Origin of the sequence: Actinospica robiniae DSM 44927 (assembly GCF_000504285.1) — a bacterium.
GTDB lineage: Bacteria > Actinomycetota > Actinomycetes > Streptomycetales > Catenulisporaceae > Actinospica > Actinospica robiniae.
In genome coordinates this window covers 1,314,275-1,334,199 of the sequence record NZ_KI632511.1, presented here as the reverse complement: position 1 = coordinate 1,334,199, position 19,925 = coordinate 1,314,275, and the positions used below count along the sequence as shown (strand labels likewise).

The 19,925-nt window shown below is 68.7% G+C and carries 16 protein-coding genes and 1 pseudogene; 11 read left to right on the top strand and 6 right to left on the bottom strand.

Annotated elements, in window-relative coordinates:
* Positions 1 to 342 precede the first annotated feature (342 nt).
* Positions 343 to 666, bottom strand: a complete 324-nt coding sequence (locus ACTRO_RS05680) for a helix-turn-helix domain-containing protein (protein ID WP_034261692.1) — start codon at positions 664 to 666, stop codon at positions 343 to 345.
* Positions 663 to 1,739: a tyrosine-type recombinase/integrase gene (locus ACTRO_RS05675; RefSeq protein WP_034261689.1), complete on the bottom strand. Its 1,077-nt coding sequence runs from the start codon at positions 1,737 to 1,739 to the stop codon at positions 663 to 665. Before ACTRO_RS05675 ends, ACTRO_RS05680 begins: the two co-directional genes overlap by 4 nt.
* A gap of 493 nt (positions 1,740 to 2,232) precedes the next feature.
* Here ACTRO_RS05675 and ACTRO_RS05670 point away from each other — a divergent pair, with 493 nt between their 5' ends.
* On the top strand, positions 2,233 to 3,906 hold the full coding sequence (locus ACTRO_RS05670; RefSeq protein WP_051450364.1) for a ricin-type beta-trefoil lectin domain protein: 1,674 nt from the start codon (positions 2,233 to 2,235) through the stop codon (positions 3,904 to 3,906).
* A gap of 517 nt (positions 3,907 to 4,423) precedes the next feature.
* Positions 4,424 to 5,329, top strand: a complete 906-nt coding sequence (locus ACTRO_RS05660) for a carbohydrate ABC transporter permease (RefSeq protein WP_084315992.1) — start codon at positions 4,424 to 4,426, stop codon at positions 5,327 to 5,329.
* Positions 5,330 to 6,078: 749 nt separating this feature from the next.
* On the opposite strand, the gene ACTRO_RS05655 is transcribed toward ACTRO_RS05660, so the two are convergent.
* The 4 genes and pseudogenes from ACTRO_RS05655 to ACTRO_RS05635 form a co-directional block, all read right to left on the bottom strand.
* Positions 6,079 to 7,854: a cellulase family glycosylhydrolase gene (locus ACTRO_RS05655; RefSeq protein WP_034261682.1), complete on the bottom strand. Its 1,776-nt coding sequence runs from the start codon at positions 7,852 to 7,854 to the stop codon at positions 6,079 to 6,081.
* Between the two features lie 510 nt (positions 7,855 to 8,364).
* A complete protein-coding gene (locus ACTRO_RS48625; protein WP_034261680.1) occupies positions 8,365 to 8,592 on the bottom strand; it encodes a hypothetical protein in 228 nt (75 codons plus the stop codon).
* 285 nt (positions 8,593 to 8,877) lie between these two features.
* Positions 8,878 to 9,344 (bottom strand): annotated as a pseudogene (locus ACTRO_RS50735) (beta/alpha barrel domain-containing protein).
* A gap of 137 nt (positions 9,345 to 9,481) precedes the next feature.
* Complete coding sequence (locus ACTRO_RS05635; RefSeq protein WP_034273282.1) at positions 9,482 to 10,165, bottom strand: FCD domain-containing protein; 684 nt, start codon at positions 10,163 to 10,165, stop codon at positions 9,482 to 9,484.
* A gap of 479 nt (positions 10,166 to 10,644) precedes the next feature.
* Here ACTRO_RS05635 and ACTRO_RS05630 point away from each other — a divergent pair, with 479 nt between their 5' ends.
* The 9 genes from ACTRO_RS05630 (at position 10,645) to ACTRO_RS05590 (ending at position 19,825) form a co-directional block, all read left to right on the top strand.
* Complete coding sequence (locus ACTRO_RS05630; RefSeq protein ID WP_211244112.1) at positions 10,645 to 12,018, top strand: ABC transporter substrate-binding protein; 1,374 nt, start codon at positions 10,645 to 10,647, stop codon at positions 12,016 to 12,018.
* A gap of 53 nt (positions 12,019 to 12,071) precedes the next feature.
* On the top strand, positions 12,072 to 12,932 hold the full coding sequence (locus ACTRO_RS05625) for a carbohydrate ABC transporter permease (RefSeq protein ID WP_342673746.1): 861 nt from the start codon (positions 12,072 to 12,074) through the stop codon (positions 12,930 to 12,932).
* On the top strand, positions 12,922 to 13,860 hold the full coding sequence (locus ACTRO_RS05620; protein WP_084315991.1) for a carbohydrate ABC transporter permease: 939 nt from the start codon (positions 12,922 to 12,924) through the stop codon (positions 13,858 to 13,860). Before ACTRO_RS05625 ends, ACTRO_RS05620 begins: the two co-directional genes overlap by 11 nt.
* 87 nt (positions 13,861 to 13,947) lie before the next feature.
* Positions 13,948 to 15,873 carry a DUF8034 domain-containing protein gene (locus ACTRO_RS05615; protein WP_034261670.1) on the top strand — a complete coding sequence of 642 codons (1,926 nt, stop codon included), beginning with the start codon at positions 13,948 to 13,950 and terminating at the stop codon, positions 15,871 to 15,873.
* Positions 15,870 to 16,820, top strand: coding sequence for an aldo/keto reductase (locus ACTRO_RS05610; protein ID WP_034261668.1), 951 nt, complete (start codon positions 15,870 to 15,872; stop codon positions 16,818 to 16,820). Before ACTRO_RS05615 ends, ACTRO_RS05610 begins: the two co-directional genes overlap by 4 nt.
* Positions 16,817 to 17,671: an amidohydrolase family protein gene (locus ACTRO_RS05605; protein ID WP_034261666.1), complete on the top strand. Its 855-nt coding sequence runs from the start codon at positions 16,817 to 16,819 to the stop codon at positions 17,669 to 17,671. The genes ACTRO_RS05610 and ACTRO_RS05605 overlap by 4 nt, the downstream gene beginning before the upstream one ends.
* Before the next feature lie 11 nt (positions 17,672 to 17,682).
* Complete coding sequence (locus ACTRO_RS05600; RefSeq protein WP_034261664.1) at positions 17,683 to 18,021, top strand: L-rhamnose mutarotase; 339 nt, start codon at positions 17,683 to 17,685, stop codon at positions 18,019 to 18,021.
* Positions 18,018 to 19,052, top strand: coding sequence for a (R,R)-butanediol dehydrogenase (locus ACTRO_RS05595; protein WP_034261662.1), 1,035 nt, complete (start codon positions 18,018 to 18,020; stop codon positions 19,050 to 19,052). Before ACTRO_RS05600 ends, ACTRO_RS05595 begins: the two co-directional genes overlap by 4 nt.
* On the top strand, positions 19,049 to 19,825 hold the full coding sequence (locus ACTRO_RS05590; protein ID WP_034261660.1) for an SDR family oxidoreductase: 777 nt from the start codon (positions 19,049 to 19,051) through the stop codon (positions 19,823 to 19,825). The genes ACTRO_RS05595 and ACTRO_RS05590 overlap by 4 nt, the downstream gene beginning before the upstream one ends.
* Positions 19,826 to 19,925 lie beyond the last annotated feature (100 nt).

The following is a 19,925-nucleotide window of genomic DNA, read 5'->3' as shown; positions in this document are numbered from 1 at the left end:
GGACCCTGGGCAGCGAGGACCGCCCGGGTATGCAGCCACGTATCTCGCTCTTGACGATTCGTGTATCGGGTGGCCGTTGGGCCAGTAGAGCGCTGAGCCCGTCGAGAGTGTGTCGGAGCACGCCGCGAGACCAGCCGTTCGCCGCGGCCAGATCAGCGGCGCGCTCGGCGGCCCGCCACAGCAGCGGGTCTGAGGTGCTGAGCGCGGGGTGCTGCCAGCGTGGCGGGGCCGGCAGGCCGGCCTTGCGCCGGTAGTAGGAGGCCAGGGCGCTGCAGTTGTTGCCGCAGTAGACCCGGTCGCGGCGCGAGGCCTCGGGTAGCGGGGTGCCGCAGTGTCCGCAGTTCACCGCGGCGGCAGGGACCTGATGCCGCGCGGCTTGGGCATCACCGGCCGGTTCTGGCCGACGGCGGCCGGCGTCGACTCGTCCTCGACACCTGGCGCGGTGACCTTCTCCGGCTCGGGGATCAGCAACTCCTCGATCCCGCAGCCGAGCACGGCGCACACCACGTCGAGCTCGTCCAACCTAACGGCGTTGGGCTGGCCGGACCACAGCCCGGACATCTTCCCGGCGGAGATGACCATGCCGCGCTCGGCCAGCAGGTGCTGGAGTTCGCTGGCCTTCCAGATGCCGCGGTTGGCTGCGGCCAGGCGCAGGTTCCATTTCACGAGGTCAACCCCTTCCAGCGTTCGTCGGCGCGTTGTTGGCCGCGCACCCAGGCCTCCTCGATGTGTCCGGCGTGGACGTGAACGTAGCGGGCCGTGGTTCCAGTCCAGGCGTGGCCGAGCAGCTCCTGGATCGCGTACAGGCTCATTCCGCCCAGGTACAAGCGGCTGGCGCAGAAATGCCGCAGCACGTGCGGGGTCAGCCGGCCCGCCCATGTCGGTAGGAAGGCGTCGGCCGCCTCGGCGAGCGAACGGCGGAAGACGTCCGCGGTCGCCCGCAGTCCCGCGCCGCCTCCCGCGCGGCGCTCGGAGGGGAACAGCGGTGCTCCGGGCAGGGTGTGGTCGACATCGAAGTTGCCCCAGACGTCCTCGATGTACCAGCGCAGGTTGCGGTCGGCGCCGTCGATCAGCGGCACCAGCCGGGGCTTGGGGCCTCGGCGACGCGAGCCTTTGCCGTGGCGGACGTTGAGCTTGCCGAAGTGGCCGAGCTCCCAGCGCACGTCGTCGAGGTCGAGCATGCGCATCTCGTTGATACGCACCCCGACATCGGCCGCCAGGCGGGCGGCAACGTAGTTGCGGGCGGTCGGGGCGAACTTTCGGCACACCGCCAGCTCCCCGCGCCAGCCGGCGAACAGCGCGTCGATCTCGGCTTCGGTCGGTGGGATGCGCAGCTGTGGCTCGACCGACGCGCGAGGACGGTTGATCTCATCGAGCGGGCACTCCACGACCCGGCCGGTCAGATTGTAGATCTCGACCTTGTGTCGCAGCTCCAGGAACTCGAAGTACACGCTCAGCGCCCCGGCGCGGCTGGTGCGGGTCGAGGGCTTGGCCTGCCGCAGTACCTTGCCGAAGTAGGCGTCGGCATCCGCGGGCTGCATATCCCACAAGGGCCGCTCGAACCAGCCCCTGACCTGTTCCAGGTGGCTGACGTCGTTGCGGATCGTGCTGTCGACGAGCCCGGCCGCCGCCCGGGCCAGGACGAACCCGGCTAGCACGTCCGTCTCGAACTCCTCGATCTCCTCCGCGCCGAGCGGGGCACGGGCTTCGCGGAGATTCTTGACGAGAGCCAGGCCCAACCCACGCCTCCTGAGTTCACCGAGAGTGAAGAACTCTCGCCTCAATCGAGGATCGGCCATCTACGGCGAGGAGTCCTCAGAACCGGGCGGAGTTCACCCGAACGAGCAGCAGGCCCAGGTCCAGCACCGATCCGGCCTACCTACCCCGGCGACGTCCGCTCAGGAACCCGGGTGCTCTTGCGTATCCGTTCTGAGCGGGACCGTTCCGGTTCCCAGGGTGCCCGAGTCGGACTGCTTCTTTCGCAGGAGTCTGCGCTTGGCACCGCCGCCGACTGGGCGCATAGCGAGGTAAACGGTTTCCCCAACTTTTCTTTACTGGCCCTGGGGGCGGCATCACGGGGCTTTAATCGTTGACTATTGCAGGATCTGGCCCTACCTTGCGGGAGAAATCGTTTGCTTTGTCGGCTCGGTTTCGGGCGGAGGCCGGCTTGTACGGCCCCTATGTCCGATACAGGCCCGCGCTGACACGGCCTCTCTCAGGAGGTGACCTTTCATGCGTATATCCCACGCGGCGCCCGGGCTCGCCGTGTTGCTCGTGGCGGGGGTGTTGGCCGTGGGCCCGATTCCGCAGGCCGCGGCGGCCTCCACTCCGACGTTGGTGGTGGCGGCGAACCAGTCGTTCCGTCCGGTCACGCATGTCGCGACCGGTTCGCTCTACGGTCTGGCGACGGCGACGGTGCCGGCGGACAGCCTGGTCGAGCCGTTGCACCCGAACACGTTCGTGCAGATGGCGGCCGGCGGCAAGCAGCAGGCGACCGGCGACATCCTGAAAGTGGCCGGCGAGGCGGCGAAGGCCGGGGCGAAGGTGGTCGACCGCCTCTCGGACTACTACGCCGGCTGGCCGTATCAGTACAACGCGTCGAACTGGTCCTCGGTGGTCTCCACCCAGATCAGCGAGATCAAGGCATCCGGCATCACGAACCTGACCTCCTACGAGCTGTGGAACGAGCCGGACAACACCTGGCTCACGTCCAACGGGACCTTCAACGCGTTCTGGACCAAGACCTTCAACCAGGTCCGCTCGCTCGCCCCGGGCGTGCCGATCCAGGGGCCGAGCTACTCGGACAACATCTCCGGGATGCAGAGCTTCCTGCAGAACGCGGTGGCCACCAACACCGTCCCGGACATCATCTCCTGGCACGAGCTCGAGTCCTCCGGCAAGATCGCCGGGGACGTCGCGACCGTGCAAGGCCTCGAGTCGAGCCTGGGCATCAGCCCTCGCCCGATCGCGATCGAGGAGTACGCCGCCCCCTCCCAGGTCGGCATTCCCGGTGACCTCGTCGGCTACATCGCGCAGTTCGAGCGCCTCGGCATCAACAACGCGGAGCTCGCGTTCTGGAACCAGTCCGGGGCCCTGGGCGACCTGCTGACCGGACAGGGAGGCTCCCCGAACGGCGCCTACTGGCTCTATGACTGGTACGGGTCGATGACCGGAAACATGGTCACCACCACCCCGTCGGGCTCGCTCGACGGCGCCGCCTCCGTGCCCTCCGCGCAGAACCAGGTCAACGTCGTCTTCGGCGGCGGCAGCGGCTCGACCGCCGTCACCGTCAACGGTCTCAACGCGCTCGCCGGGTTCTCCGGCAGCTCCCAGGTCACCGCCACCCTCCAGTACACCCCCTCGCCCGGGCGCACCGTCGCGGTCTCGGCACCCACCACCGTCTCCCAGACGACCTACACCGTGGCCAACGGCTCCGTCACCGTACCGGTCAGCTCCATGAACGCCGCATACGGCTACCACCTCGTCATCACACCAGCCGGCAGCGGCGGTGGCGGTGGCAGTACCGGCGTGTTGCGTGGCGCAGCCTCCAACCGGTGTCTGGACGTGCCCGGCCTGGCCACGGCCAACGGCACGCTGCTGGATATCTGGGACTGCGACGGCGGCAGCAATCAGCAGTGGGCGTACCAGTCCAACGGCGAGCTTCAGGTCTACGGCAACAAGTGCCTCGACGTGCCGAACAACGCGACGAGCGCGGGCACCCGGGTCGAGATCTGGGACTGCAACGGCGGTGCGAACCAGCAATGGACCCTGAACTCGGACGGCACGGTGGTCGGCCGCGGGTCCGGGCTGTGCCTGGATGCGACAGGCGGAGGCACGGCCAACGGCACCGCGGTGGAGATCTGGACCTGCAACGGTAAGAGCAACCAGAAGTGGTCCCGGCAGTAACCGCGCACGCTTGGGGGCCGGTAGGTCGCCCGGCTGACGGCCGGGCCCCGGGCGACCAGAGTCCGCCGGCTGGGCGCGGCGTGGCTGCCGTGCCCAGCCGGACGTGCCGCGCCGCCAGTCTGGCGGCGCGGCACGTCCGGTTTAATTGATGTCGTATCAAAGCGACTCATCCGGAAGGTGGCTGGACCTGCGGCCGTGCGATCGTCCAGGGTCGGCCGCGTGGAAGAGTTAAATCAGACACCTTGCTCGCCGTGGCCGCGGGGCGATCGGCTGTCCTTGCGCCGCAATCTGGTCGGAGTCGGCTTGAAACACGCAATACGAGCAACGGGTGTGGGCGGAGCGGGCCAGTTCGCGGGCGTGCCCTCGCGTCCCCCTTCGTGTGCGGCGTCGGGCTCGTCCCCGCACCGGCTCGCGGCTCGCGGCGACGAAGTCCAGGCTGCCGCTGCGGCCTCGGTGGCAGCGCTTTCGGTGCGGCTCGAGGGCGCGGCGGTGTTCGGCGCCAGGTCGGAGCTCTTCGATGTCGAATGAGCCCCGCGTTGACGCACCCGTGCCGACCGCGCACGTGCGGCGACGGGACGCCGCGCGCACCCGACGGCGCCGCACCGGGCGCACCGGGCGCAATCCCGTGGCCGTGGTGGTACTGCTGTTGTTCGCCGTCTTCTTCGGTCTGCCGGTGCTCTGGCTGCTATTGGCTGCCACGAAGACGGAGTACCAGCTTGTGAATGCCAAGCCACTCTCCTTCGGCTCCTGGCACACTCTGCAAGCCAACTGGGACGCGCTGACCAGATATCAGGACGGCACGGTCTTCCTATGGCTGCGCAACTCCGCCGTCTACTCGTTCGCCGCGCTGGCCATCACCCTCACAGTGTCCATTCCCGTCGGCTACGCGCTGGCGCGGACGGACTTCCCGGGGCGGCGCACGCTGCTCGTTTCGACTCTGGTCGTCATGCTGATGCCCAGCACGACGTTGGTCGTGCCGCTGTTCCTGGAGGTCAACGCCGTACACCTGATCGGCACGATATGGTCGATCATCCTGCCCTTTTCGTTCTACCCTTTCGGTGTCTATCTGGCGTACATCTACTTCGACACGGCGGTTCCCGGATCGCTGCTTGAGGCCGCGCGGCTCGACGGCTGCACGGAATTCGGCGCCTTCCGCCGGGTGGTGCTGCCGCTCGCGATGCCGGTCGTCGCGCTCGTCGGCTTCTTCAGCTTCGTCACCAACTGGACCACCTACTTCCTGCCCTACGTGCTGTTGCCGCAGAGCACCCAGTTCCCGATTCAAGTTGGCCTCACGTCCATGTCCATCGCGCGTCCGGAACTCGCGCTCGCCACCTTGCTGGCGACCACCCCCGTGGTGACGGTGTTCCTCTTCTCCCAGCGGTTCCTGGTCACGGGCATGCTGGCCGGTTCCGTTAAAGACTGAGCCTCCCTCGCGCGACCCGTATCCCTTCGGGTCCGAGCAGCAGTCTCATATCCTTGACCAAGTCAGGCGCTTTCCTGTGAACTTCAGCGGGTCCTTCCGCGCCCGCTCGCGCAATTTTCGTCGAACCTCGGTCTCCCGGCACGCCGGCTGTCCTCATACGCGAATCAGGCCGGAGGCGATGACGCCGCTGCCCGCCGGCCCGAGTCCCGCCCAATTCAGCAGATCCTCGAACAGATCGCGCTCGCGTAGCGAGCGAGGTGCGTCACCGGTTGCCGGCGTCCGCGACCGAAGCATCTGTGCCTCGGAGTCGGGGTGGAGCCGGCGAACATCGCCGACAGATGGGACGAGCCGGTACGCGCGAAACTGCGGTTACCGGCTCGCGGGCGTCACCTGTCAGGATGCGACGATGCCCTAGCCGCCGACGGTGCCGGGCGCTGTCTGCGATCCGATGGCGGTCAGCGAGCCGTCGTGTTCGCGGGCGGGAAGAAACGCCCACATGGACGTAAAAGAGCGATGACAGTCTTTGCCGTGGCGTCCGGTGGACCAGTGCTACTGGCGCGACCGGCCTCGCCGAGGAAGAGTGAGCGGCATGGCCTTCGCGTGGCTGCGCATTTCCGCTGTGGCCTCGGTCAGGTTCGAAGCGGGGCGAAAGCAGGGTCGGCCCGCGCTGCGCTGCGCGGGCCGACCGTCTGGCCGTCAGCGCGGCCCTAGTGCACTTGCAAATCAGCACTCCTCGATATTCGTCAGGGTCAGCTCGCGGTGCAGGAGAGGGCCGGGGTGGCCGAGCCGCCGGTGGCCTGGAAACCGAAGCTGGTGGCGGCGCCGGGGGCGAGCGCGCCGTTGTACGGCTCGTTCGTCGCGGTCTCGTTGCTGCCCGAGACGGCGCTCACGGCGTTCCACATGCTGGCCACGCTCTGGCCGCCGGACCAGGTCCAGCCGACCGACCAGCCCGCGGTCGTCTTGGTCGTGCTCGTGTTGGTCACCGTGACGGTGACGTTGAAGCCGCCGCCCCAACTGCTGTCGATGTGCCAGCTCGCCGAGCAGCCCGAGGCGGTGGCGCTGGCCGTGGTGGCGGAGACGGCGGTGGACTTCGCCGAGAAGTTGGCTGCCGCGTCGAAGGCCAGGACCTGGTAGGAGTACGCGGTTCCCGGTGTCAGGCCCGTGTCGGTGAACGTCGTGCCCGTGGGTGAGCCGACCTGCGTACCGTTGCGGAAGACCTGGTAGCCGGTGACGGCGACGTTGTCGGTCGAGGGCGCCCAGGACAGCGAGACGCTCGAGGAAGTCGTGCCGGTCACGGACAGGCCGGTCGGGACCGCCGGGGGAGTGGAGTCGCCGCCCGTGGTGGTGCCGCCGCCGAAGCCCGGCGCTTTGATACTGGCCAGGTAGCCGTCCTTGACCGTGTCGACGGTCTGCCAGTCGTCCTTCAGGATTCCGCCGGTGTCGCCCGAGTCCGGGTTCCAGGACCAGAACGTCCACGAGAAGGTGTCGCCGCCGTACTGGCTGGTCGGCCGGAGGTAGGTCACCAGGGTCTTGAGCCAGGTCTGGTCCGTGGTGGCGGTCAGCGTGGTGCCGAACTCGCCGAGCCAGACCGGGGCGATGTTCTGCTTGAAGATGTAGCCCCAGTAGGTGTCCCAGATGCCCGGCATGTTGTTCGGGAACGTCGGGTCGGTGAACCAGGACTGCTGCGCGACGCTGGTGGCGTAGTCGTGCGGCGAGTAGACGACGCGGTTCGCGACGTTCAGGACGACCGGGTACTGCGCGACGCCCGCCAGGTTGCCGCCCCACCAGTCGGACTGGCCGTTGAAGGTCTGGACGCCCTCGACGAAGATCAGCAGATTCGGGTTGACCGAGAGCACCGCGTTGCCGCCTCGCTCCGCGGCCAAGCGCCAGTCCGTGGTGACGTCGCCGCAGCCCCAGCAGGCCGGGTCGTGCGGTTCGTTGTGCAGATCGATGCCGATCACCGCGGGGTTGTTCAGGTACCGGGTGGCCAGCGCTTTCATGTCCGAGATCCAGGTGGACTCGGGGACCGCGCTGGTGTACCACAGCGCCGACTGGCCGCTGGAGTCGGGCCGGTGCCGGTCCAGGATGACCTTGAGGCCGACGGCGCCCGCATAGTCGACGATCTTGTCCATGACCTGGAGCGAGTTCAGGCCCGAGAGGTCCGCGTTCATGCCACCGGAGTAGTTGATGCTCTGCGGCATGGTGTTCTTGAAGATGTCGTCGCTGTAGGGCAGCCGGATCGTGTTGTATCCCAACGACTTCATCTGGTCGATCATGCTCTTGTAGTCACGGCTCCATAGGCCGTGCGCGACGTAGTTCGACGTCTCGAAGCCGAACCAGTTGACCCCTGCGATACGCACCGGCTGATTGGCCGAATCGAGGATCTGCCGGCCGCTCGTGTGCCAGTACCCGGAGCCGAGCGTCGTCGCGGCCTGCGCCGGACCGGCCGCCATGGCGGTGGAGAGCAGCGCGACGCCGACCGTGGCGGCCAGCACGGTGCGCAACCGTTTCAAGGGATTCCACATGGGCTGTCCTTCGAGGATGGGAGGCGTTGTCTCGGTGCTGGGCGCAGGTCGCGGCGCTCCCGGGACCACCTTGTGTCCGATGCGGCAGCTGCCGCCGTTGATCACAAAGCTACGGACACCGTCGTCCGGGTCAACCGAAAGGCGTCCGGCGCTGCGATTCGCCCACCACACGGCGCCTCGAGCTGAGAAAATTACACGGCCTACGGGTGTCCGGGCTTGCTTCGACGACTCCGGCCGCAGCGGCTCGGCCGTCGGTCGGGTCTGGGCGCAGCCGCGCGTGGCTCGCCGCCGGCGGGCGTAAGGGCCCTCACACGGGCGGCGTCTTTCTGGGCCTCGGCCCCGACCGCAGCGGGCTGGCTGATCTCGAGCAACGAGCCTGCGAACTTGAGGGCAGCTTCACATCGAGCCCGGCCCGAGACCGGGCCGCGGCACGGTGCTTACATGGAGCGCCCCGACCGATGCAGTGTTCATCGACGCCGGGAGCGGTGACTGTGTGCGGCGGATCGCCATTCAACGTAGGACGTCGGCGGCGCTGCCGAGGGTGCTCAGTTCCTCGCGGATGGGCGGGCCTTCGCAGTCCCCGGGAACGCCGACGGCGTGGGCACCGGCGGCGACCGCGGTTCCCAGCCTGTCTTCCGGCGAGCGGCCGACGAGCTGGTCGGCGAGGTAGCCGGCGCCGACCGGATCGACCACTTGCACGGTCAGTGCGGGCGCGCGGTAGGTACGGACGTCGATCACCGCCGTCGCCCCGCGAGCGCCATCCTTGATCACGGCCTGGGCGGGGGCCGAGGTCGGCCAGCGCCCGCGCGAGATCTTCCGATGAGCCGGAGCGTCCGAGGATCAGCTCGGCTTCTTCGACTCCTGCGAACCCGCCGAGGCGTGCCACACCGATCGCGACGTTGCTCTCCGCGCCTCCGATTCCGTAGCTGAAGGCGGGGTCGGGCTCCAGGCGCCCGATTCCGGACGCGCTGATCAGGCCCATGGTCGCGCCGAAGGTCACCAGGCTGTGCCGATCGGGGTGCTTCACCGCGGCAGTCCTGCGGCCAGGTCAGCCAACGCCGATGCGTGGTCGGCACGCGTCCGGATCTCGTCCCATGCGGCGTCGGCGATCAGGGCACGGGGAACTGTCCGACCGCCGCCGACCGCCAGTACGTGCGGGCTGGCGAGATAAGCGTCGGCATTCTCCCCGGTGATCCCTCCCGTGGGCACGAAGGCGACGCCGGGGATGGCCGCGGCGATCGCCTCGAGGGCGGCGAGCCCGTCGACCTGTTCGGCGGGGAAGCTCCGGCGTCCAGGCATGGTTCGACTTGGTCGGGCGCGAGCACGGTTCCGGCTCCGGCCAGCAGGCCGCCGTGACGGGCGATCGCGCGGAGCGCGGGTATGGCGGCATCGGTGCGCAACGTGATCTCGGCGCAGTGCAGGCCTCCGGCGATCAGCGCGTCGGCCAGAGGCTCGGCGTGACGGGCGTCGTCGATGACGATCAACGGCACCACCGCGCAGGCGGCCAATCGCTCGAGGTCCGGGTCCGCGGGTGATGTGCGTTGCGGTGCAGCGGAGATCAAGGTAGAGCTCCTTCGCGGTCGGCAGTGGCTTGCGTCCTGCGGCGAGTTCCGGGATCGCACTGGCTCTAGCCGAAGACGCGGCGTTGGATTTCGCGTCGGTAGTCCTCGAGGGTGTTGTCGAGGTGGATGGCGGCGGCTTGGGCGGCGGCTTCGGCGTTGCCGGTGCGGATGGCTTCGTAGATGGCGGTGTGTTCTTGGAGCGCTCCTTCGACGTGTCCGCCGAGTGTGCCCTGCAGGCCGATCGTGCTCGATTGTCTGACCAGCCTGCGGGCTTCGCGCACCGTGGAGACCAGGAATGGGTTGTGCGCGGCCGCGGCGATGCTGAGGTGAAATTGGTCGTCGCCCTGGTTCCAGAGTTCTGTGTCGCCGGTGGCGTGTGCTCGGTGGCACATGTCGGCGGCGGCTTCGATGGCTTGGAGTTCGGGCGGGGTGGCGCGGGTGGCGGCGAGGCGGCTGGCCGCCGATTCCTGGACTCTGCGGAATTCGAAGAGCATGTACACGTGGTCGAGGTCGGTCGGCAGAAAGAAGCCTTCCCGGCGGGTGGCGCCGAGCACGCCATCGTCGTCGGCGACGTACAGGCCGCGGCCTTTGTGGGCGCGGACCCGGCCGATGGCGGAGAGGATCTTCACAGCTTCGCGTACGACGGTGCGGCTGGTGCCGAGTCGGGCGGCCAGTTCGTTCTCCGTCGGCATCCGATCACCCGGGCGTAGGCCCGCACCATTGATCAGCTCGAGGATCTGCTCGGCCACCAACTCGTAGCCCGGCCGGTACTGGCTCTGCCCGGCGGCGTCCTGACCGGCAGGCGCCTGTGCAGCGGCTCTCGTGGTTTCGCGGTCCACCGCGCCTCCTTCTCGGTCAGGTCCCACCTGAACGTAGGGCTGATGTTCGGTGCGTGAAGTCTATGAGTCGTACCGATCTTGGTCAAGATGTGTCGTACTTATCGGCTGATAGAAACCAGCTCAGGTGGATCAAACATGGGTGAAACGGACGCACCGACAGTGCTCATCGGAGGAACATCTGAAAAATAGGCACGCACATTGTCTTGACGTGGCGCCGCCGAGAGCCTTTTATAGATCACCGAGGCACCGGCCGAGTTTCCGCGGATGCGGGGCCTGGAATGGGTGGGCGCTGCGTGGAACAGCGCCGTGTCCCAGATCTGATGAGTCCTACATATCTTGCGTTTCAAGCCCGCCGCAGCGGCGGGCGCCACAACGTAGTGGAGTTGCTCATGACAAGGAAGATCCGCGAGCGCGCGGGGCGTGCGCCCCGAGTCCTGCGGGGCAGGATGCTCAGTGCCGCGCTGGGCGGCGCGCTGGTGTTGGCCGCGGCGAGTGCATGCGGTAACGGTGGTGGCGGCGGTGGCGGGAGTGTCTCGGACGGGTTCACCCAGGCTGCGCAGACCGGTGGGACGTTGACGGTGTGGGTGGATTCGGACCGGCTGCCGGCGGCTCAGCTGTATCAGAAGGAAAACCCGTCGGTGAAGATGGACATCGTCACCTATGACGGGGATGCGAACGGCTCGAACTACCTGCAGACGAAGGTGGGTCTGTTCAACCGGACCGGCAAGGGCTGGCCGGACGTGGTCTTCTCCTCGCAGAACAACGAGGCGTCCTGGGCGGTGCCGGAAGGGTTCGCGGCGCCACTGAACAAGGGCCTGATACCGTCATCGACGCTGTCGGGTTGGGCGACGAACGCGAATGAGCCGTGCTCGGTGGATGGCACGGTCTACTGTCTGCGCAACGACTTGTCCCAGACGGTGCTGTGGTACAACGCCGCGTTGATGAAGCAGTGGGGCTACAGTCTGCCGACGACGTGGGCGCAGTACCAGCAGCTCGGTGAGCAGGTCGCCGCTCAGCATCCGGGCTACATCGTGGGTTCGGCCGGGGACAACTTCACTCCCGAGATCTTCATGTGGGCGAGCAAGTGCGGCGCCAACCAGGTCACCAGCCCGAAGGCCGTGACCGTCGATGCGAAGAGCGCGAACTGCACGCGGATGGCCTCGGTGCTCGACGCGCTGCTGGCCGACGGCACGATGTCGAAGTCGAGCGTGTTCAGCTCCGATTTCGACAAGAACGAGGCGAGCAAGATCCTGATGCTGCCGGGGCCGGCGTGGTACGGCGGCGCGCTGTTCCAGTCGACCTTCAAGACTCCGGCCGGACAGATCTCCGCGGCGGCGATGCCGCAGTGGCCGGGGGAGAGCCCGACGGTCGGCAACGTCGGCGGCGGCACCTGGCTGCTCTCGGCACACAGCAAGAACCTCAAGGCGGCCACGGCCTTCCTGACCTGGGTGACCACGTCGGACGACTACCAGGGCAAGCTGGCCCCGGGCTACCCGGCCTACGCGCCGGCGGCCAAGACCTGGCTGGCGAACCAGGCCTCCTCCAAGTACTACGCCGGCGACGTCAGCAGTGTCCTCCAGACCGCGGCGAACGAGGTGTGGTCCGGCTGGGGCTACCCGCAGTTCAGCCAGGAGGCGATCTGGGCCGCGGCGGTATTGCCCGGGATGAACGCGGGTAAGACCATCGCCTCCCTGCTGCCGGCCTGGCAGAGCCAGGTGGCGAACTACGCGCAGGCCGACGGCTACCAGGTGACCCAGAAGTGACGAGCACGGCATCGACCACCGTTCGGACCACAGCGCCCGCCACCCGGCGCGCGCTGTGGCCCGGACGGGCCGGGCACGGATTCGTCGCCGCCTACACCCTTCTGCTGATCGCCTTCGGCGTCGTGCCCACGGTGTACGCGGTCTACTTCGCCTTCACGAATGCAGGCGACACCTTCGCGGGTCTGTCGAACTTCACCGCGGCCGCCTCCGACTTCCGCTTCGTTCCCGCGATCACGCACATCGGGCTGTACCTGGTGTTCTGGCTGGTCTCGCTGGTGGTGTTCGTCGTCGGGCTCTCACTCGTGCTGCACCGGCTCGCCGCGCGCCCGCTCAGCAAGGTGTTGCGCTTCGTCTACTACATTCCCGGCGCGCTGGCCGGCGCGGCGAGCGTGATGGTGTGGCTGTTCATGCTCGACCCGGCGGTCAGCCCCGCCGGGTTCCTCCTGCGCGGCCTCGGATACGACACTTTCGCGCAGGTCATCGCGCCGGGACACCTCCCGATCCTGCTTACGATCATCGCGTTCTGGACCGGCGCGGGCGGCTGGATCGTGGTGATGTACGGCGCGCTCAACAACATCCCGCACGACATGATCGAAGCCGCGCGGATCGACGGTGCGAACGCCTGGCAGATCGCGCGCCGCATCCAGATCCCGTTGCTGCGCAAGTGGATCGTCTACATGGCGATCCTCGCGTTCGCCGGCGGCACTCAGCTCTTCGTCGAGCCCGAACTGCTGTCCCAGGCGAGCAACGGGGTGGCCGGGCGAGACTACTCGCTCAACCAGCTCTCCTACGACTTCGCGTTCCAGAACAACAACGTCAACACCGCCGCCGCGATCTCTGTCGAGCTGCTGGTGATCGGATTGGTGGTCGCGAGCGTCTTCGTCACCAGATCGGGGTTCTTCGATGCCGACTGACCTGCGCCGACCACCTGTGCCGATCTACCTGCGCGAAGGCGCGCGCACGACGCGCGGCACCCGCGGGCGCCGCCGGATCCCCAATCCGCTCGCCGCGATCCTGCTGCTGTTCTTCCTGCTGTTCTTCGTCGTGCCGGTGCTGTGGCTGGTGCTGGCCGCGACGAAGACCGACGACCAGTTGATCAGTGGCAATCCTCTGTCGTTCGGATCCTGGCACGGTCTGCGGGCGAACTGGGACGCGTTGACGGCCTACCAGGGTGACACGGTCTTCCTGTGGCTGCGCAACTCCGCGCTTTACGCGTTCCTCGCCCTGGTGATCACCCTCGCCGTGGCGGTGCCAACGGGTTATGCGCTGGCGATGACCGAGTTCCGCGGCCGGCGTACTCTCCTGGTCGCCACGCTGATCGTGATGCTGATGCCGAGCGCGACGCTCGTGGTGCCGCTCTTCCTCGAGATCAACGCCGTCCACTTGATCGGCTCGATGTGGTCGATCATCCTGCCGTACTCGTTCTACCCCTTCGGCGTGTTCCTGACGTACATCTACTTCAGCACCGCACTGCCCAGAGACCTGCTGGACGCAGCCAGGCTCGACGGCTGCTCCGAGTTCGGGGTCTTCCGTCGGGTCGCGCTGCCGCTGGCCATCCCGGTCGTCGCGCTCGTGGGGTTCTTCAGCTTCGTGGCGAACTGGACCAACTACTTCCTGCCCTACGTCCTGCTCCCGCAGAGCGATCAGTTCCCCGTCCAGGTGGGCCTCGGGACGCTCCTGGACAACGTCCCCCAGTTCAACCCCACCGCGGGCACCGCGGCGGTCGAACGCCCGGAACTCGCGCTGGCCACACTGCTGGCGATCACGCCGGTGCTGCTGGTCTTCCTGTTCTCGCAGCGGTTCCTCGTCGCCGGCATGCTCGCCGGCGCCACCAAGGAATAGCGGCGACCGCGTCACCCGCACCGCAACCTGCACCACACCCCGCGTCGCCGCCGGCGCGGGGGGCCTTCGGAATGGAGAGTCATCCGGATGTATCCCACCATCACCGCCTCGGTGCCGCTGCTCGAGCCGCCCGGCTGGGCGCTGGCGCAGCGCGAGCTGTTCGACCTGCTCGATACCGCGTGGCGCGTGTTCGAGCGCGCGTTCACCGGTGAGGACGGGCGGCTGAACTACCGCGGCCGGCTGACCACGCGGGACGGGGTCGACGACTTCTACGAGGTCTTCTTCAACTGGCCGCAGCTCTACCTGCTCGGCGGCGCGCCGGACCTGCTCGCGGCCAGCGAGAAGCACTGGGAAGGGGTGACGAGGCAGCTGACTGAGCTGGGCATGCTCCAGGACGAGTACGAACGCGGCTACGACTGGTTCCACCAGAGCGAAAGCCTGCTGCTGCTCTACTTCCTGTGCATGGCCAACCCCGACCGCTGGCGTGAGCGGGCCGTGCGCTTCGCCGAGCTCTACGTCGATCCCGGCCACGGCAACTACGACCCCGAACACCGAATCGTCCGCCGCCCGCACAACGGCAGCGACCTCGAGCGCCAGGGGCTGTTCGACGGCCCCAACTATCCGTGGCTGGCCAAGGAAGCGGACATGTACGGCTTCCCGCTCGCCTGGCTGCTGCCCCCCGACGCCCCGGAGCCCGAGCGCGCCGAGGACCCGCGGCTGAGCACGGAGATGATCCGGCGCATGGGCGAAGGCGACACCGTGGTGAACCTGGCCGTCGCAGGGCTCATCCACAACGCCCTGCTGCTCACCGGCGACGACCGTTATCGGCAGTGGATCACCGAGTACGTCGGCGCCTGGCTCGAGCGCGCGAAGGCCAACCACGGAATCGTGCCGGACAACGTCGCCCCCGACGGCACGGTCGGAGGCCTGCTCGACGGCCGCTGGTACGGAGGGCACTACGGTTGGTCCTGGCCGCACGGCTGGTACAGCGTGGGGCACGCCGCGATCGTCGCCGCGCTCGCGGCGGCCTCGGTGGCCGGCGACGAGTCGTACCTCGACCTTGTGCGTCCCGCGCTCGACGAGATCATCTCTCACGGCAAGGTCATGACCTTCGCCCAGGCCGACTCGAGCATCCGCTCGAAGTGGCAGGTGCAGCTTGTCGAGGACGTCAACACGCCGACGCTGCACGTACCCTATCGGCACGGCGATGACGGCTGGTTCGACTACAGCCCGATGCTCATGGGCGTGCCGACGGCGCTTTGGCATCACACCGCGGATCCCGCCGACCTCGAGCGCATCGAGCGTCTGCGCGAGGGCGTCGGATACGACTGGCGCAACGTACGTTCCTTCCGCAGCAAAGAGGAGGCCGGACACGAAGAGCCCTGGCTCGCCTTCCTGGCCGGCGATCACCCCGACTACCCCGAGAAGATCCTCGCCGCGGCCCAGGCCCAGGTGCGTCACCGGCTCCAACGGGTGGAGGCGTACCGGGACGTCGACGTGCCGGAGGAGGACATCCACCTGTGGCAGCAGTCCAACCCGGTGGTGACCGAAGCGCTCGTCCAACTCACCTGGGGCGGACCGCAGGTGATCTACAACGGTGGCCTGCAGCAGGCGCGGGTGCGCTACTACGACGCGGACGCCCGCCGTCCCGGACTGCCGCCGCAGGTGGCGGCGCTGGTCTCCAGCATCGATCCGGCCGCGACCGTCATCGACCTGGTCAACCTCGACCCCGAACAGCCGCACACCCTGATCGTGCAGGCCGGCGCCTTCGCCGAGCACGCCATCGGTTCGGTCGAATACTCCGTCTGCGACGATGGATCCTGGATCGGCGACATGTACGACTACGGGCACCGCGCTCCGCATGTGAGCACCGAGAGCATCGAAGCCGACGGACCGTGGCTGCGCGTGATACTCCCGCGCTCCACCCGGATACGCCTGACTGTAGCGATGGAGCTGCGCGCGAACACCGCGTCCTACCGCACCCCGTTCGATGCTTCCGGGGAACCGCGGTGAACAGGCGCGTACTCGGCAAGACCGGGCTTGAGATATCCGTCGTCGGATATGGAGCCTCGCCGCTCGGCGCGGTCTACGGCGTCTTTCGGGAGCAAGACGGGATCGACGCGGTGCACACCGCGCTCGACGGCGGGGTGAACTTCATCGACGTCTCGCCCTACTACGGCGCCACCACCGCGGAAACCGTGCTGGGCAAGGCCCTGCGCGGAATCGCCCGCGCCGGCTATGTGCTGGCGAGCAAGGTGGGTCGCTACGGTGACGCAGAGTTCGACTTCAGCGCCGAGGGCGTGACGCGTAGCGTTCACGAGTCTCTCGCGAGGCTGGGTACCAACTACCTCGACCTGGTCCAGTGCCACGACATCGAATTCGTCGACCTCGACCAGGTCATCGACGAGACCCTGCCCGCTCTGCGCGCCCTTCAACAGGCCGGCACCGTGCGCGCCGTGGGCGTGACCGGATATCCGCTGCCGGCGCTGGCCTATGTCGCCGAACGCGCCGAGATCGACACCGTCATGTCCTACTGCCAGTACACCCTGCAGGACCGGCGGCTCGCCGCATGGCGCGACCGGTTCGACGAGCTCGGAGTCGCCGTGATCAACGCCTCCCCGCTCGGCATGGGAGCGCTGACCACCCGCGGGGCGCCGGCCTGGCATCCGGCGGCGCCGGAAGTGCTCGAGCGCTGCGCCGCCGCGGCCGCCGCCTGCGCCGCGCGGGGTTCCGACATCGCCGAGCTCGCGCTCGCGTTTTCCGTGTCCACCGGGCCGTTCGCCAGTACGGTGATCGGCTCCGCGGACCCGGCGAACGTGCGCGCCAGCCTCGACTGGGCTCAGCAGACGCCCGACCCGAATCTGCTGCGGGAGGTCGAGCAGATCCTCGCACCCGTCCGGGACCGAGGCTGGGTGAACGGCCGCCCCGAGAACCAGCGGCCCGGCGGGGGTGCGCTGTGACCGCGGCCGTCATCGACACCCACGTACACTTCATCGATCCCGCCCAGCTGAGCTACCCGTGGCTGGAAGGAATCCTCGACCGTCCGCACACCCCGTGCGACTACGCCTCCGGCCACACCGCGCCGCCCGAGGTGATCGCGGTCGAAGCCGGCCGCGTCGCCGGGCAGGCGACGGACGAAGTCGCGTGGGTGCGACGCGAAGCCGCCGCCCGCCATTGGATCCGCGGTATCGTCGCGCACGCCGACATCGAGGACGCGGACGTCGAACAGAGACTGCGCGCCTTCCAAGCCGACCCGCTCGTGGTGGGCGTGCGCCGCAACCTGCAGGACGAGGACGACGGCTTCATCGCCTCGTCGGCGATGCTGCGGGGCACCCGGCTGCTCGGCGAATCCGGCCTGCCGTTCGACGCGTGCGTCAGAGACCGGCAGTTGCCCGAGCTGATCACGCTGGCACGAGCGTGCCCGCAGACCACGATCGTGCTCGACCACCTCGGCAAGCCCCGGCCCGGCCCCGGCCCCGGCCACGACGCCTGGCGCGCCGCGATCCGCGAACTCAGCACGCTGCCCCACGTGGTGTGCAAGCTCTCGGGCCTGGTCACCGAGTCGCCGGTCGGCACGCCCCGCGCCTACTACATCGAAGCCCTGACATACGTGCTCGAGACCTTCGGCACGGACCGCTGCCTGTTCGGAAGCGACTGGCCCGTCCTGACTCTGGCGACCGGCTACGACGACTGGCTCGACCTCGTGCGAGAAGCCGTCGACGGCCACGACGCGGGCGCCGCGCCCGCGGTGATGGCCGGCAACGCCGAACGCCTCTACCTCACAACCCCCGCCCCGGCCGAGACCCTGTGAAAGGACCCGGCATGCTCCGAATCGCCCAGACCATACGGCTGCTACCCGAACACCGCGAGGAGTATCTCGCTCTGCACCGCGAAGTGTGGCCCGGTGTCGAGGCCGCACTGCGCGCGGCGAAGGTGCGCAACTACAGCATCTTCCTGCGGGGCGAGACCCTGTTCAGCTACTTCGAATACGACGGCCAGGACTTCGACGCCGACATGGCTTCGATCGCCGCGGATCCCGAGACACGCCGCTGGTGGCAGCTGACAGACCCCTGCCAGGCGCCGTGGCCCGACTCCGGGGTCGGCGGGCGCTGGTCCGACCTCACCGAGATATGGCACTTGAGCGAAGGAGGAGACGCGTGAACCCCCGCCGCGCCGCGTATGCCCGAGCCCGCACGATCGTCGTCGATGATGCCGTGCCCGCCCCGCCCGGTCCCGGGCAGGCCCGCATCGACGTCGCCTACACCGGCATCTGCGGCACCGACCTGCACATCTTCCACGGCGACATGGACGCACGGGTGAGCACCCCGGCGGTGCTCGGACACGAGATGTCCGGGCGGATCGCCGCGATCGGCGACGGCGTCGAGGGACACCGGGTCGGCGACCCGGTCACGGTGATGCCCCTCTCCTGGTGCGGCACCTGCCCCGCCTGCCGTGCCGGGCACAGCCACATCTGCCACAACCTCCTCTTCCTCGGCATCGACGCACCCGGATCGATGCAGACCTCGTGGACAGTGCCGGCCTCCACCCTGGTGAAACTGCCCGAGACCCTTCCGCTCGAGCACGCCGCCCTGGTCGAGCCGACCGCGGTGGCGATCCACGACGTCGCCCGCGCCGGGCTCCAGCCGGGAGAGCACGCCCTCGTGGTCGGCGCAGGCCCCATCGGTGTACTGATCGGGCTCGTCGCCCGTCTGGGCGGCGCCGAGGTCCTGCTGGTCGAACCGGATCCGCACCGCCGCACCCTGGCTGAGAACCTCGGCCTTCGCGTGCTCGACCCGGCGGCCGTTTCGGTCACCGAGGAAGCCACCCGCTGGAGCGGCGGTGCGGGCGCGGCCGTGGCTTTCGAAGTCTCCGGCGCCGCAGCGGGGGTGACCACGGCCGTCGACGCTCTGGCCGCCCGCGGCCGCCTCGTTCAGGTCGCCATCCACCCCCATCCGCGCCCGGTGAACCTGCACCGGTTCTTCTGGCGCGAACTGACCCTGATCGGCGCCCGCCTTTACGAACGCGCCGACTTCGAAGCGGCCGCCTGGCTCCTGGCCGCCGGCGAGATCCCGGTTTCCTCGCTGATCTCCCGGACCGAACCGCTCGAACGCGCGGCCGACGCGTTCGCCGCCCTCGAATCCGGCTCGGGCATCATGAAGGTGCTCATCGACTGCTCGGGCGGGCAGCGATGAGCGGCGACTCCGCGGTCGGCTTCGACCTGACCGGCAAACTCGCCGTGGTCACCGGCGCGCGTCGGGGCATCGGCCTGGCCCTCGCCACCGCCCTCGCCCACGCCGGCGCCGACATCATCGGCGTCAGCGCCCAGCTCGAGACCGGTGGGAGCGCCGTGGAGCAGGCGGTGCGCGAAGCCGGCCGGGAGTTCACCGCCCTGCCCTGCGACTTCGCCGACCGGCAGGCCGTCGCCCGGCTCGCCCGCACCCTCGGCGAGCTCGAACATCCCGTCGACATCCTGATCAACAACGCCGGCACTATCGCTCGCGCCCCGGCCGCCGAGCACTCCGACGCGGACTGGGACCACGTCCTGACCGTGGATCTGACCAGCCAGTTCCAGCTCACCCGGGAGATCGGGCGCGGCATGCTCGCCCGGGGGAGCGGCAAGGTGATCTTCACGGCGTCGCTGCTCAGCTTCCAGGGCGGCATCAACGTCCCTGGATACGCCGCCGCGAAATCCGGCATCGCCGGACTGACCCGGGCCCTGGCCAACGAATGGGCCGGGCGCGGGGTGAACGTGAACGCGATCGTGCCCGGCTACATCGCCACCGACAACACCCGGGCGCTACGGGAGGATCCCGCGCGCAACGCCGCGATCCTCGAGCGCATCCCCGCCGGACGCTGGGGCCGGCCGCAGGACCTCGGCGGCCTCGCCGTCTTCCTCGCCTCGCCGGCGTCCGACTACGTACACGGCGCCCTGATCCCCGTCGACGGGGGGTGGCTGGGCCGCTGAGCGGCCCAGCCCGCGCCCCTCCGCCGCGGCGAAACCGCCGCGGGTCAATCGAATCCTCCGAACACGCCGGTGCGCACCATCACGCGCGCCAGCGATCCCG